Genomic DNA, 12,891 nt, shown 5'->3' with positions numbered 1-12,891 from the left:
CACATGTCGAATGTTGATCGTCGCAGTTTCATCAAGTTAGCGGGCATTATCGGCCTGAGCGCAGCGCTGCCTTTCGGTCGCGCCTATTCAGCCGATGCGCCGTTGGTAGTGGGTTTTATCTACGTCGGCGCTCGCGACGACTTTGGTTACAACCAGGCCCACGCTCAGGCAGCGGCCATCATCAAGACGCTGCCCAACGTCAAAGTGATCGAGGAAGAAAACGTTCCGGAAACCGTGGCCGTACAGAAGACCATGGAAGCCATGATCCGTCAGGACGGCGCCACATTGATTTTCCCGACCTCGTTCGGCTATTTCGAACCGCACGTGGTCAAGGTCGCCAAAAAGTACCCGGACGTCCGTTTCGCGCACTGCGGCGGTCTCTGGCAGAAAGGTCGCGACCCGATGAACGCGGGTAGCTTTTTCGGGTACATCGACGAAGCGCAATACCTCAACGGCGTGATCGCCGGGCACATGAGCAAGAGCAAAAAGCTCGGTTTCGTCGCCGCCAAACCTGTGCCGCAAGTGCTGCGCAACCTGAACGCGTTCGCCATGGGAGCCCGCTCGGTCGACCCGAGCATCGTCACCACGGTGATCTTCACCGGTGACTGGTCGCTGCCAGTCAAGGAAGCAGAAGCTGCCAACGGCCTGATCGACCAGGGTTGTGACGTGCTGACCTGCCATGTCGACGGGCCCAAGGTGATTGTCGAGACAGCTGAAAAACGCGGTGTGATGACCTGTGGCTACCACGCCAGCCAGGCTGCGCTGGCGCCCAAGGGCTACCTGACCGGTGCCGAATGGAACTGGGAGACGCCTTATCGTGCTCACGTCGCGGCAGCCCAGAGCGGCGCGCCGATGATCAACTTCCTGCGCGGCGGGCTGAAGGAAGGCTTCGTCAAAACGTCCGCCTACGGGCCTGCGGTAACAGCCGACGCCAAACAGAAAGCGGATGCCATCAAGGCGCAGATGATGGCCGGTCAGTTCGTGATTTTCAAAGGCCCGCTCAAGGACAACAAGGGCAACGTGGTGATTGCCGATGGTGTTGCACAAGGCCAGACCGATATTGCGCTGGAGAGCATGAATTACCTGGTCGAAGGCGTGCTTGGCCAGATCTGAGGAACGTTCATGAGTTCATCGATAAGTCTGCGCCGCCTGGCCAGCGCGCTGTTGCCAGGGTTGCCTACAGTGCTGGCGGTGTTTTCCTCGTGCGTGCTGTTCGGGCTGTTTCTGGCGGTTCAGGGCAAGCCTGCCTGGCAGGCGCTGCACTTGGTCGGCGAAGGCGCGTTCGGCTCGTGGTTCGCCCTGGAAAACACCTTGCAACGCGCCGCGCCTCTAATGCTGACCGCGCTGTGCGTCGCCCTGCCCGCGCGAGCCGGGCTGATCATCATCGGCGGTGAAGGTGCGCTGGTACTGGGCGGCCTGGCTGCCGTCGTGACACCCTTGTGGCTCAGCCATCTGCCAGCCGGTTTGATGCTTGCCTGCATGGCCGTCGCGGCAATGACCGTGGGCGCACTGTGGATCGGTCTGAGTGGCTGGATGCGCCAGCGTCGCGGGGTCAATGAAACGATCAGCAGCCTGCTGCTTTCGTACATCGCCCTGGCACTGTTCCGGCAGTTGGTGGAAGGCCCCCTGCGCGACCCGGCAAGCCTGAACAAGCCTTCGACGCCGCCGCTGGACGATGCCTACATGATCGGCACGATCAGCGACAGTTTCGAGGTGCACTGGGGACTGGTGGCGGGCGTCGTCGCCTGCCTGCTGGCGTATGTGCTGGTGCGCCACAGCGTCAAGGGGTTTGCCCTCGCCGTGGTCGGCGGCAACGTGCGTACCGCGCTGATGATCGGCTTGCCCGTGGACCGGCTGATCATGCTCAGTTGCCTGCTGGGCGGTGCGGCGGCGGGTCTGGCCGGCATGTTCGAGGTCACCGCAGTGCAAGGCAGCGCCAACGCCGCGCTGATCGCAGGCTATGGCACCAGCGGCATCCTCGTGGCTTTCGCCGCTCGCCATCATCCGCTGGCAATTATCGTCTGCGCCATCCTGCTTGGCGGGCTGGAGGCCAGTGGCGGACTGCTGCAACGACGACTCGGTCTGCCGGACGCCACCACGCTGATTCTTGAAGGTCTGCTGTTCACCAATCTGCTGCTCTGGGAAGCCCTGGGTGGGCGTATCGCCGCCTGGAAGATCAGGCTGACGGCGGTGCCTGCGCCGCTCGACAAGGGAGCACTGCAACATGGCTGATATCGACCTGACTACCTTTCTCCTCGCCCTGCTGGCCGGCGCTATCCGCGTCGGCACACCTTTTCTGTTCGTCAGCCTGGGCGAATGCCTGACCGAGAAGAGCGGCCGGATCAACCTGGGGCTGGAGGGCATTCTGGTGGCTGGCGCCATGTCCGGATATGCCGTCGCGTGCCTGAGCGGATCGGCGTGGCTGGGGGTGGGCGCGGCTGCAGGGGTCGGCATTCTGCTGGGCCTGCTGCATGGGCTGGCGTGCTCGTTGCCAAGGGTCAACGACATCGCGTTCGGCATCGCGCTGATTCTGCTCGGCACCGGCCTGGCGTTCTTTCTCGGCAAAGCCTTTATCCAGCCACAGGCGCCCATGCTGCCTTCACTGGCGCTGGGAGCCTGGAGCAGCGAAGAACGCGTGCGCTCGGCGCTGAACATCAATGTGCTGTTCTTCGTCGGTGCAGCCCTGGCGTTCGTTCTGCACTGGGGGCTGCGCACCACGCGCTGGGGGCTGATGCTGCGTCTGGTCGGCGACCACGCTGAAACCGCTCAGGCGCTGGGCTATCGACCGCTCAAGGTACGCATTGTGGCCACTGCGGTGGGTGGTGGGCTGGCCGGTATCGGCGGTGCCTATCTGTCGCTCTACTACCCAGGCAGCTGGAACGAAGGGCTGTCCAGCGGTCAGGGACTGATGGCCGTGGCGCTGGTGATATTTGCCCGCTGGCGCCCGTTGGCGTGTCTGTGGGCGTCGTTGCTGTTCGGCGCTGCCGGTGCCATCGGCCCGGCCCTGCAAGCGGTCGGTATCAGCACCGGCTACTACCTGTTTGCCGCAGCACCTTATGCGCTGACGCTGGTGGTGATGTACGCCACCTGCCGCCGTGGTCGCACTCTGAATGGCGCGCCGGGCGAACTCAGCCTGACGCGATGAACTGATCTTTTCGAGGAGACATTGCATGGCCAGTGGTCTTGGTGGTTTGAACAAGTCGCCCAAGGGCGTGGTGATCGGCCTAGCGCAACTGGCGCTGCCCGATCCGCATACGCGCGAGGCGCTGTGGGCGCAGACGCAGAAAGTGGTCGGCATGGTTGCCAAAGCGCGACGCAGCAACCCGGGCATGGACCTGATCGTATTTCCCGAATACTCGCTGCACGGCCTGTCGATGAGCACGGCGCCGGAGATCATGTGCAGCCTCGACGGCCCGGAAGTCCTTGCGCTGCGCGAGGCGTGCAAGAAGCACCGGATATGGGGCTGCTTCTCGATCATGGAAGCCAACCCGCACGGCAACCCGTTCAACAGCGGCCTGATCGTCGATGACCTCGGGGACATCCGCTTGTACTACCGCAAGCTGCACCCGTGGGTGCCGGTCGAACCGTGGGAGCCGGGCGATCTGGGTATTCCGGTCTGCGACGGACCGCGCGGCAGCAAGCTGGCGCTGATCATCTGCCACGACGGCATGTTCCCGGAAATGGCCCGCGAGTGCGCCTACAAGGGCGCCGACATCATGCTGCGCACCGCGGGTTACACCGCACCGATCCGCCACTCGTGGAAGATCACCAATCAGAGCAACGCCTTCACCAACCTGATGCAGACCGCAAGCGTCTGCATGTGCGGCTCCGACGGCACGTTCGACTCCATGGGCGAAGCGATGTTTGTCGACTTCGACGGTACGATCATGGCTGAAGGGGGTGGCCGGGCCGACGAAATCGTCTGCTGCGAACTGCGCCCCGACCTGGTCCGCGAAGCCCGTGTGCACTGGGGCGTGGAGAACAACATCTATCAATTCGGGCATCGCGGCTATGTGGCGGTCAAGGGCGGCGCACGCGACTGCCCCTACACCTACATGCACGACCTGAGCGCAGGCCAGTACCGTCTGCCGTGGGAAAACGATGTCGTGCATACCGATGGCAGCTCGTGCGGGTTTGCGGCCCCCGAGCGCGACTTCAAACCTACCCCCAGCAGTTGGGAGGAGTAATGCCATGAGCGAACGTCATATTGCATCGGCGCCCTACCCCTGGCCCTGGAACGGCCAATTGCATGCGCACAACACAGCCTTGATCGTGATCGACATGCAGACCGATTTCTGCGGCGTCGGCGGCTACGTGGACAGCATGGGTTACGACCTGGCACTGACCCGTGCGCCCATCGAGCCGATCAAGGCGTTGCTCGCCGCGATGCGCCCGCTGGGCTTCACCATCATCCATACCCGCGAAGGCCATCGCCCAGACCTCAGCGACTTGCCCGCCAACAAACGCTGGCGTTCGCAGCGCATCGGCGCGGGAATCGGCGACCCAGGTCCGTGCGGCAAGATTCTGGTACGTGGCGAGCCGGGCTGGGAAATCATCGACGAGCTGGCACCGCTGCCCGGCGAAATCGTGCTCGACAAGCCCGGCAAAGGCTCCTTTTGCGCCACCGATCTGGAACTGATTCTGCGCACTCGCGGCATCGACAATCTGATCCTGACCGGCATCACCACCGACGTCTGCGTGCACACCACCATGCGCGAAGCCAATGACCGTGGCTTCGAGTGCCTGCTGCTGGAAGACTGCTGCGGGGCGACCGACCCTGGCAATCATGCGGCGGCCCTGAGCATGGTCAAAATGCAGGGTGGCGTGTTCGGCGCAGTCGGCCATTCCTCAATGCTTCGCGACCTGTTGGGAGCATGAACATGCGCGCCCCGAGTCTTGAGACGATTGGTGCCAGCAAGCATTTCGGAGCGTTTCGCGCACTCGACGAGGTGTCCTTCAAGGTCCGCGCCGGCACCGTCCACGCCCTGCTCGGCGAGAACGGTGCCGGCAAGAGTACGCTGGTCAAAGGCATCATCGGCTACAGCCCGCTGCAGTCGGGCAGCATTCTGATCGACAACCGCGAACACGAGATTCGCACCCCGCGCGACTCTCATCAGTTGCAGATCGGCATGGTGTATCAGCACTTCACCGTCGCGCCGGGCCTGAGCGTGGCGGAAAACCTGGTGCTGTCGCGTGGCGATCTGCCGTGGCGTATCGACTGGGCCAGCGAGCACCAGCGTCTGGAAGCGTTCATGGCAAAAATGCCTTTTCGACTGGACATCCATCGTCCGGTCAGCAGCCTGGCGGCCGGCGAAAAGCAGAAACTGGAAATCCTCAAACAGCTGTATCTGGAGCGTCGACTGGTCATTCTCGACGAACCCACCTCGGTGCTCACGCCGCAGGAAGCCGACGAAGTGCTGGGGCTGATGCAGGCGATGGCGCATCGTGGCGAACTGACCGTCTTGATGATCACGCACAAATTTCGCGAAGTCAGCACCTACGCCGATGACGTCACCGTTTTGCGCAAAGGCCGCTGGGTGGGCAGTGCAGCAGTGGCTGACACCACCACACAACAGATGGCAGCGTGGATGATGGGCAACGCACAGGTGCGCGGAGTGAGCACCGAGCGCCCGGTGATGGCGGCTCGTCCGCCGCAGTTGCAGGTGACAGGCCTGGATGTGCCTGGCGACAAAGGCACGCTGGCGGTGAAAAACCTGTCTCTGGCCGTTCACCCGGGTGAGATCGTCGGAGTTGCAGGCATCTCCGGCAACGGTCAGCGCGAACTGACCGAAGCGCTGCTCGGCCAGCGAGCCTTCAGCGCCGGGCAGATAGCGGTCGACGGTCAGCCTTACCACGCGCGGCGTGAACAGATGCAACGCCTGCGCGTGTTCAGCCTGCCCGAAGAGCCCCTGCGCAACGCCTGCATCGGCACGTTCAGCGTGGCTGACAACCTGGCCCTGCGCAATTTCGACCAGCCGCCGCTCTGCCGTCAGGGCTGGCGCCTGGATCGTCGCGCCGCAGGTGTGCAAGCACGCAGCCTGATTGAGCAGTTTCAGGTATCGCCCAACGATCCGAACCGGCCCATCGGCACTTTGTCAGGGGGCAACGTGCAGCGCGCTGTACTGGCCCGAGAGCTGACCCACGACGTCGCGGTACTGATCGTCGCCAACCCGGTATTCGGTCTGGACTTCGCCAGTGTCGCGCTCATTCACCAGCGCCTGATCGACGCTCGCAACAGCAGCACAGCGGTCGTTCTGCTCAGTGAGGACCTCGACGAACTGCTGAGCCTGGCAGACCGCATCGTGGTTATCCACGACGGCGAGCTGGTGTTTGAAACCAGTGCAGCGGACGCTGACCGTACCGAGCTGGGCCGACACATGGCCGGTGCCGAGCATCTCGCGGGGCAACCGGCATGATCAAGGTCAACGCGCGCCCTGACAGCTTCACCTTCGACACGTCCCGGACCGCTGTGGTGATCATCGACATGCAGCGCGATTTTCTCGAACCCGGCGGCTTTGGTGCCGCACTGGGCAACGACGTCGCACCGTTGCAAGCCATCGTACCGTCCGTGCAACGCCTGCTGACGCTGGCCCGCGATGAAGGCATTGCGGTGATCCATACCCGCGAATCACACCGCCCGGACCTTGCCGATTGCCCGCAAGCCAAACGTGACCATGGCTCGCCGGGCCTGCGCATCGGCGATCCTGGTCCGATGGGACGCATCCTGATTCGCGGCGAACCCGGCAATCAGATTATCGACACCCTGGCGCCGCTCGCTGGCGAGTGGGTCATCGACAAACCCGGCAAAGGTATGTTCTTCGCCACGGATCTGCAGCCGCGGCTGACCGACGCCGGGATCACCCATTTGATCTTTGCAGGCGTCACCACCGAAGTCTGCGTGCAGACCAGCATGCGTGAAGCCAATGACCGGGGTTATCGCTGCCTGCTGATCGAGGATGCGACCGAAAGCTACTTCCCCGTATTCAAACGGGCCACGCTGGAGATGATCACCGCACAAGGCGGGATTGTTGGCCGCGTCGCCTCACTGACGGACCTGGAGCAGGCGCTGCAGACAAGGAGTACACATTGATGGACATCAACCTCCCCCACGTGGTCGCTGAAGTGACCCACGCCTTTCGCGACTACGAACGCGCCCTGCTGGCCAATGAACTGACCACGCTGGATGCATATTTCTGGGATTCCGAACAGACCGTCCGCTACGGCGTCGCGGAGAACCTGCATGGCGCCGACACGATTGCGCGCTATCGGCGCCAGTGTCAGCCGGTCGGACCGGGCCGCACGCTGCTGCGCACCGTGGTGAGCACCTTCGGTGAAGACTTCGCCACGGTCAGTACCGAGTTTCACGATGGCGTCACCCAGCGCCTCGGTCGGCAGATGCAGACCTGGGCGCGACTGGAGGGCGGCTGGAAAGTCGTTGCTGCACATGTCAGCATTGACCTGAGCAGCCTGGAGCCACGCCCTTGAATTCCCCGAACACCACCAACGCGCTGGCAGAAGACGTCTATCGGCGGCTCAAGCAGGAGATTTTCGACTTCTATCTGCTGCCTTATGACCGGTTCACCGAAACCCAGCTGGCCGACCGTTATCAGGTCTCGCGAACACCGGTGCGTGACGCACTCTACCGCCTCCAGCGCGAAGGCTACCTGGACGTCGAGTTCCGACGTGGCTGGTCAGTCAAGCCTCTGGATTTCAACCAGATCGACCAACTCTACGATCTGCGCATCGTGCTGGAGTGCGCGGCGGTCGAGCGCATTTGTGCATCCGCCGAGGTGCATCCGGAACTCACTATTCTGCGCCAGCACTGGTTGGTCGATCGCGACAGCTGGCAAATAGACATGCAAGTGGTCACCGACCTCGATGAGCAGTTTCACACCCAACTGGTGGCGGCGTCAGGCAACCTGGAAATGGCCCGCATCCATCAGGAAGTGACCGAGCGCATCCGTATTGTGCGCCGCCTGGACTTCTTCAAAAGCGCCCGTATCGAACATACCTACCTCGAACACGCCGCGATCCTCAATGCCCTTCAGGCGCGCAAACGCGACGAAGCATTATTGCTGCTGCGCTCCCATGTAGAGATCAGCAAACTGGAAGTACGCAAACTGACGATTTCCATGCTCAGTGATGCACGACGGCGGTATGAGGCGTGAGGTTTCATGCCCACTTTCAAGGCAGACAAACCATTGCGTGAGCGCAAATCATCGCGCCTGTTAATCGTCAGTCCGTCGATGAGGGTACTGCTGTTCAGATTTCAGCACACAACCGGGGCGTTGGCCGGCGACAATTATTGGGCAACACCTGGAGGGGGCGTAGAGGACGGCGAAACTTTCGAGGCCGCCGCCCTGCGTGAACTGCGCGAAGAAACCGGCATCAGGGTCAATTCGGTTGCCGGGCATGTTGCCAACAGACGTTTTCCGATGCTCCTCCCTGATGGTGAAACCGTACTCGCCGTTGAGCGGTATTACGTTGTGCACACAGAGCGTCAGATAGTCTCTCGATCAGAATGGACGCTGCAGGAAACTCAGGTCATGACAGAGCATCATTGGTGGTCCGCCAATGAACTGAACTCGACAATGGAAATCATCAAGCCCGATAACCTAGTGAGAGTACTCGAGAAAGCGGGTGTCTTTAAAACTCAGCGCTAGCAGCATCGTAATGCCACAACGGGTATGACTGCGAACGACTCCCTCAACTTCTCTGCACGGGCCATTCATATAAACAAGCCAACTTCGACTATCTGCCTTGCACTCTTTCTTGGCAGTAGGGCTAGCACTCCATCCGGACATCCACTCTTCCATGCAACCTTTTGAAACCCGCCCTGTCGTAAACATTAGTGCGTAATAGCACTTAGGCATCAGCAAGAACTCACTGTATTAAACATGAGCCGTAACAGCAGGTGCGATCCGCAGCTGACTGAGGGGCACGTTATCCAGTAGGTCACTCGTCGCTTCGACCAAACGTCTTTTAGCAACATCAAGTCTGTACGTGGTGCTGGCTGAAAAAAATCAGCTGAACCCGTCAGACGATCTCTTAGCGCAACTGGAAGAGGTCCACGGAACGCGTCCACGGCTTATGCGCTGCCGAACAGGATCCGGACTATACATGCATGCCATTCAGGAATAGCGATCGATGAACCCTCAGGGCTATGAGCACGACCACGTCATACCAAAGAATATTGAAGATGTTGCCAAGGTATTGCAGGCCGCTGCTCATTCCGCCTCGTGCAACGCCGCTCTGCTGATGGTATCCAGCGCTACAGGCTGGGAGCAGTTGGTCAGCGTTGGTCAAAGCCAGACCAAGGCGGACGAAGCATGGTTAAGGATGATCTCATCGTATGGAGACGTGGTGCTGGTCGGTCATGACAGCCCGGCGAAGGCAATCGAAGCGAATGGCTCAGGGCCTACCCTGATCTACGTCGCGATTCGTGGCTTCAGGCATGAGTTGCTGGGCGCGATGTTGTTGAGCAACAGCGACGACGCAACAGTGCTGAGCGCAGCGCAACGTTATGCGCTGCAGGCCCAGGCTGTTCATATTCGTACTTACCTGCAACCGGGACGTGATCCCGAAGCCAATAACCCGCTGGTCACCTCGTTCGAACGCCTGCGCTTGCTTGAATCGGTTGTCATCAACGCCAATGACGCGATTCTTATCACCGAAGCGGAACCCATCGATCTGCCCGGCCCGCGTATCGTCTATTGCAACCCTGCGTTTCTGGCAATAACCGGTTTCACGGAAGACGAAGTCATAGGTCGCACGCCACGGATTCTGCAGTGTGAGGACACCAGTCGGGCAACGCTGGACGTTATTCGCGAGGCACTCAGTCACTGGCGACCGGTTGAAGTCGAACTGCTCAACACCCGCAAGGATGGCAGCCAGTTCTGGGTCGAGCTGAGCATTGTGCCGGTGGCCAACGAAAAAGGCTGGTTCACTCATTGGGTATCTGTGCAGCGCGATATCACCGAGCGCAAGGAGTCCCAGCAACTGGCTCAGCGAGCTCGGCTGGAGTGGGAGGAAAAGCTTGCGTTACAGAGCCGGCTGGAGGAACGCGAGCGTATTTCCGAAGAGCTGACCTATATCGCTTTTCACGATGAGCTGACCTCACTGTTCAACCGCGCTTACCTGATGAACGAATTGACCACGGCCTTTGTAACCCGTGACTCTCGTTACGAACGGGCAACGGTACTCTTTCTGGACCTGGACGGCTTCAAGGTGGTCAACGACAGCATGGGGCACCTGGCCGGTGACAAGTTGCTCAAGGCGGTCGCGAACCGATTGCAGACCTGCGTTCGCTCGAATGACGTTTTGGCGCGAATCGGCGGCGACGAATTTGCAATCCTGCTGATGGGCAAGGATCAGCCGGAGACTGCCGTAAAAATGGCTGAACGTATCGTCAGTCAATTGCACACGGCAATACAGATCGAAGGCCAGGACATTTTCATCTCGTGCAGCATCGGCATTGTCACCGCAGGTGAAAGCCATACCAAGCCCGAAGAGTTGCTGCGTGACGCCGATGTCGCCATGTATTCCGCAAAAAAACAGGGCAGAGGACGCTGGAACATTTTCAACGCCTCGATGCGCGAGGCGGCCATCGACACGCTGGTGATTCAGAATGCATTGCGCCAGGCACTGGAAAACAAGGATTTCCTGGTTTTTTATCAGCCGATCTACAGCGGCGACTGTGAGCATCTGGTGGGAGCCGAAGCCCTGGTCAGATGGAACCACGCCACCATGGGCATCATTTCCCCCGATGCGTTTATCCCGATTGCCGAAGACCTCGGGATCATTCATGAGTTGGGGGCCTGGGTGATGCATCAGGCCTGTAGCGAAGTGCAGGCCTGGCGCAAGCAGTTCCCTCACCTGGACCTGAGGCTCAATGTCAATGTGTCCGGAAAAGAGTTGAGCCATCCCGGGTTCGTCGATCAGGTGACACGGATCATCGCCTCCACCGGCCTGCCTGCGGGCCAGCTGCAGATCGAGGTCACCGAATCGGTGTTTCTCTATCAGCCTGACGCGATCGCGGAGATTCTCCGACAGATCAGGCAGCTCGGCGTGAGAGTAGCGCTGGATGACTTCGGTACGGGTTACAGCTCGCTCGGCTACATCGACCGTTACCCGATCGATGCCGTGAAGATCGATCGCTCCTTCGTGTCCCGAATGATGACGTATGAGCGCAGCGAAGCCATTGTCAGCAGCATCCTGTCGCTGGGCCGAGCACTGGACCTGGATATCACGGCGGAAGGTGTGGAGACAGCGGAACAATACAACCTGCTACGCAAAATGGGCTGCCCTTACTTTCAGGGTTATCTGTTGAACAGGCCGATGCGTTCAGAGGCACTGTTGCATATCATCAAGTCCGCAGCCGAATGCACTGCCTGATTTACGCCGACGTTGATGGGCCGGAATGATTCCCGGCCCTCCCGCAGGGCTTCACGTCAGCCAGTGCCACAGCAGCAATGTCCCGATCAGCCCGACCACCGAAACGATGGTCTGCAACACCGACCAGACCCAAATGGTTTGCTTGAGTTGCAGGCCGAAGTATTCGCGGACCATCCAGAAGCCTGCATCGTTGACGTGGCAGAAGAACACCGAGCCGGCACCGATCACCAGCGCCACCAGTGAGGCCTGCACCGGCGCAAGCCCGGCCATCATCGGCGCGAGTATGCCTGCGGTCGTGGTGGTCGCCACGGTCGCGGAACCAGTGGCCTGACGCAGTGCCACGGCAATCAGCCAGGCGAGCAGCAGATAAGGCATGTGCGCACCTTCCGCCACTTTGCTGATGGTCTGGCTGACTCCCGCATCCAGCAACGTCTGCTTGAGGCCGCCACCCGCGCCGATGGTCAGCAACAGTACCGCGATGGGCGCGAGGCTTTTGCGCAATGTACCGCCGACGTGTTCACGGGAAAGCCCGTTGGCCCAGCCCAGACAAACAGTTGCCGCCAGCACCGCGATACCCAGCGCTACCAGCGGCTCACCGAGAAACTTCAAGGTCAGCGCGATGTTGCTTTCAGGCTCCAGGGCGATCTTGGCAAAGGTGCTGCCGAGCATGAGGATCACCGGCAAAAGGATGATCAGCAGCGAGATGCCGAACCCTGGCTGGCGACTGGTTTCAGGCTTGGCACTGAACAATTCACCGAGCTCGGCTGGCTCTGCAACGTGCATGCGTCCGGACAGCCAGTTGCCGTACAAGGGACCAGCGAGAATCACCGCCGGCACGGCAATGCACAACCCCAACAGCATGGTCAGCCCCAGATCGGCATGCAACGCGCTGACCGCAATCAACGGGCCGGGATGCGGGGGCATCAAAGCGTGCAAGGTGGTCATACCCGCCAGTGCCGGAATCGCGATTTTCAGCAGCGGCTGACCGGACTGACGCGCCATGACGAAGATGATCGGCACCATCAGCACCAGACCGACTTCAAAGAACAGCGGCAAGCCGATGACCATCGCCACCAGCGCCATTATCCAGGGCAACATGCGGCCCTTGCCCAGCCTGAGCAAGGTGGAGGCAATACGATCCGCCGCCCCCGACTCGGCCATCAACGCGCCAAGCATTGCCCCCAGCGCGATGATGATTCCGGCCTCGCCAAGAATGCTGCCCGCGCCTTTACTAAAGGCTTTTGCAACAGCCTCGGCTGGCAAACCCGCGCCGATACCGGCGATGAACGTGCCGACGAGGATGGAGAGAAAAGGTGGCAACCGGGTAGCGCTGATCAGCAAGATGATCGTGGCAATGGCAATCAGGCAGCAGATAATCAGACGGGTGTCGTGAAACACCCAGGCAGCAGACGACAAATCCAACGCAGACCTCCTGGCATTCGTTTTTTCAGGACGCATTTCAGCGCGCACCCCGAGAGAGTCAGAAACAATTAGTTT

The 12,891-nt window shown here is 60.8% G+C and carries 12 protein-coding genes; 11 read left to right on the top strand and 1 reads right to left on the bottom strand.

What is annotated here, in order from left to right; translation table 11 throughout:
* Positions 1-3: 3 nt before the first annotated feature.
* The 11 genes from LCH65_RS08385 to LCH65_RS08335 all read left to right on the top strand — a co-directional run bounded on the left by LCH65_RS08385 (position 4) and on the right by LCH65_RS08335 (position 11,394).
* Positions 4-1,113: a BMP family ABC transporter substrate-binding protein gene (locus LCH65_RS08385; RefSeq protein ID WP_003433508.1), complete on the top strand. Its 1,110-nt coding sequence runs from the start codon at positions 4-6 to the stop codon at positions 1,111-1,113.
* 9 nt (positions 1,114-1,122) lie between these two features.
* Positions 1,123-2,232 carry an ABC transporter permease gene (locus LCH65_RS08380; RefSeq protein ID WP_058416413.1) on the top strand — a complete coding sequence of 370 codons (1,110 nt, stop codon included), beginning with the start codon at positions 1,123-1,125 and terminating at the stop codon, positions 2,230-2,232.
* Positions 2,225-3,145, top strand: coding sequence for an ABC transporter permease (locus tag LCH65_RS08375; protein WP_004406591.1), 921 nt, complete (start codon positions 2,225-2,227; stop codon positions 3,143-3,145). Before LCH65_RS08380 ends, LCH65_RS08375 begins: the two co-directional genes overlap by 8 nt.
* Before the next feature lie 25 nt (positions 3,146-3,170).
* Positions 3,171-4,187 carry a formamidase gene (locus LCH65_RS08370; RefSeq protein ID WP_058416412.1) on the top strand — a complete coding sequence of 339 codons (1,017 nt, stop codon included), beginning with the start codon at positions 3,171-3,173 and terminating at the stop codon, positions 4,185-4,187.
* Between the two features lie 4 nt (positions 4,188-4,191).
* The gene (locus LCH65_RS08365) at positions 4,192-4,878 is read left to right on the top strand and encodes an isochorismatase family cysteine hydrolase (protein ID WP_003365215.1); all 687 of its coding nucleotides are present in this window, start codon (positions 4,192-4,194) and stop codon (positions 4,876-4,878) included.
* A complete protein-coding gene (locus LCH65_RS08360) occupies positions 4,875-6,416 on the top strand; it encodes an ATP-binding cassette domain-containing protein (protein WP_161937170.1) in 1,542 nt (513 codons plus the stop codon). Before LCH65_RS08365 ends, LCH65_RS08360 begins: the two co-directional genes overlap by 4 nt.
* Complete coding sequence (locus LCH65_RS08355; protein WP_058416410.1) at positions 6,413-7,090, top strand: isochorismatase family cysteine hydrolase; 678 nt, start codon at positions 6,413-6,415, stop codon at positions 7,088-7,090. The genes LCH65_RS08360 and LCH65_RS08355 overlap by 4 nt, the downstream gene beginning before the upstream one ends.
* Complete coding sequence (hpxZ, locus tag LCH65_RS08350) at positions 7,090-7,485, top strand: oxalurate catabolism protein HpxZ (protein ID WP_003433523.1); 396 nt, start codon at positions 7,090-7,092, stop codon at positions 7,483-7,485. The genes LCH65_RS08355 and hpxZ overlap by 1 nt, the downstream gene beginning before the upstream one ends.
* A complete protein-coding gene (locus tag LCH65_RS08345) occupies positions 7,482-8,168 on the top strand; it encodes a GntR family transcriptional regulator (protein ID WP_226439295.1) in 687 nt (228 codons plus the stop codon). The genes hpxZ and LCH65_RS08345 overlap by 4 nt, the downstream gene beginning before the upstream one ends.
* Positions 8,169-8,174: 6 nt before the next feature.
* Positions 8,175-8,663: an NUDIX domain-containing protein gene (locus LCH65_RS08340; protein WP_083515796.1), complete on the top strand. Its 489-nt coding sequence runs from the start codon at positions 8,175-8,177 to the stop codon at positions 8,661-8,663.
* A gap of 484 nt (positions 8,664-9,147) precedes the next feature.
* The gene (locus LCH65_RS08335) at positions 9,148-11,394 is read left to right on the top strand and encodes an EAL domain-containing protein (protein ID WP_058416409.1); all 2,247 of its coding nucleotides are present in this window, start codon (positions 9,148-9,150) and stop codon (positions 11,392-11,394) included.
* A gap of 51 nt (positions 11,395-11,445) precedes the next feature.
* Here the strand turns inward: LCH65_RS08335 and LCH65_RS08330 are convergent, their stop codons facing one another.
* Positions 11,446-12,816, bottom strand: coding sequence for a gluconate:H+ symporter (locus tag LCH65_RS08330; RefSeq protein ID WP_058416408.1), 1,371 nt, complete (start codon positions 12,814-12,816; stop codon positions 11,446-11,448).
* Between the last annotated feature and the right edge of the window lie 75 nt (positions 12,817-12,891).

The sequence above is a fragment of the Pseudomonas sp. MWU16-30316 genome (assembly GCF_020515645.1).
GTDB classification, from domain to species: domain Bacteria; phylum Pseudomonadota; class Gammaproteobacteria; order Pseudomonadales; family Pseudomonadaceae; genus Aquipseudomonas; species Aquipseudomonas cerasi.
Note: the sequence above shows the minus strand (reverse complement) of the source record. Positions and strands in the feature narration are given on the sequence as shown.

Coding starts and splice junctions, on each gene's coding strand:
- LCH65_RS08380 (WP_058416413.1), top strand. CDS start 1,123: ATGAGTTCATCGATAAGTCTGCGCCGCCTGGCCAGCGCGCTGTTGCCA.
- LCH65_RS08370 (WP_058416412.1), top strand. CDS start 3,171: ATGGCCAGTGGTCTTGGTGGTTTGAACAAGTCGCCCAAGGGCGTGGTG.
- LCH65_RS08335 (WP_058416409.1), top strand. CDS start 9,148: ATGAACCCTCAGGGCTATGAGCACGACCACGTCATACCAAAGAATATT.
- LCH65_RS08355 (WP_058416410.1), top strand. CDS start 6,413: ATGATCAAGGTCAACGCGCGCCCTGACAGCTTCACCTTCGACACGTCC.
- LCH65_RS08340 (WP_083515796.1), top strand. CDS start 8,175: ATGCCCACTTTCAAGGCAGACAAACCATTGCGTGAGCGCAAATCATCG.
- LCH65_RS08360 (WP_161937170.1), top strand. CDS start 4,875: ATGAACATGCGCGCCCCGAGTCTTGAGACGATTGGTGCCAGCAAGCAT.
- LCH65_RS08385 (WP_003433508.1), top strand. CDS start 4: ATGTCGAATGTTGATCGTCGCAGTTTCATCAAGTTAGCGGGCATTATC.
- hpxZ (WP_003433523.1), top strand. CDS start 7,090: ATGGACATCAACCTCCCCCACGTGGTCGCTGAAGTGACCCACGCCTTT.
- LCH65_RS08375 (WP_004406591.1), top strand. CDS start 2,225: ATGGCTGATATCGACCTGACTACCTTTCTCCTCGCCCTGCTGGCCGGC.
- LCH65_RS08365 (WP_003365215.1), top strand. CDS start 4,192: ATGAGCGAACGTCATATTGCATCGGCGCCCTACCCCTGGCCCTGGAAC.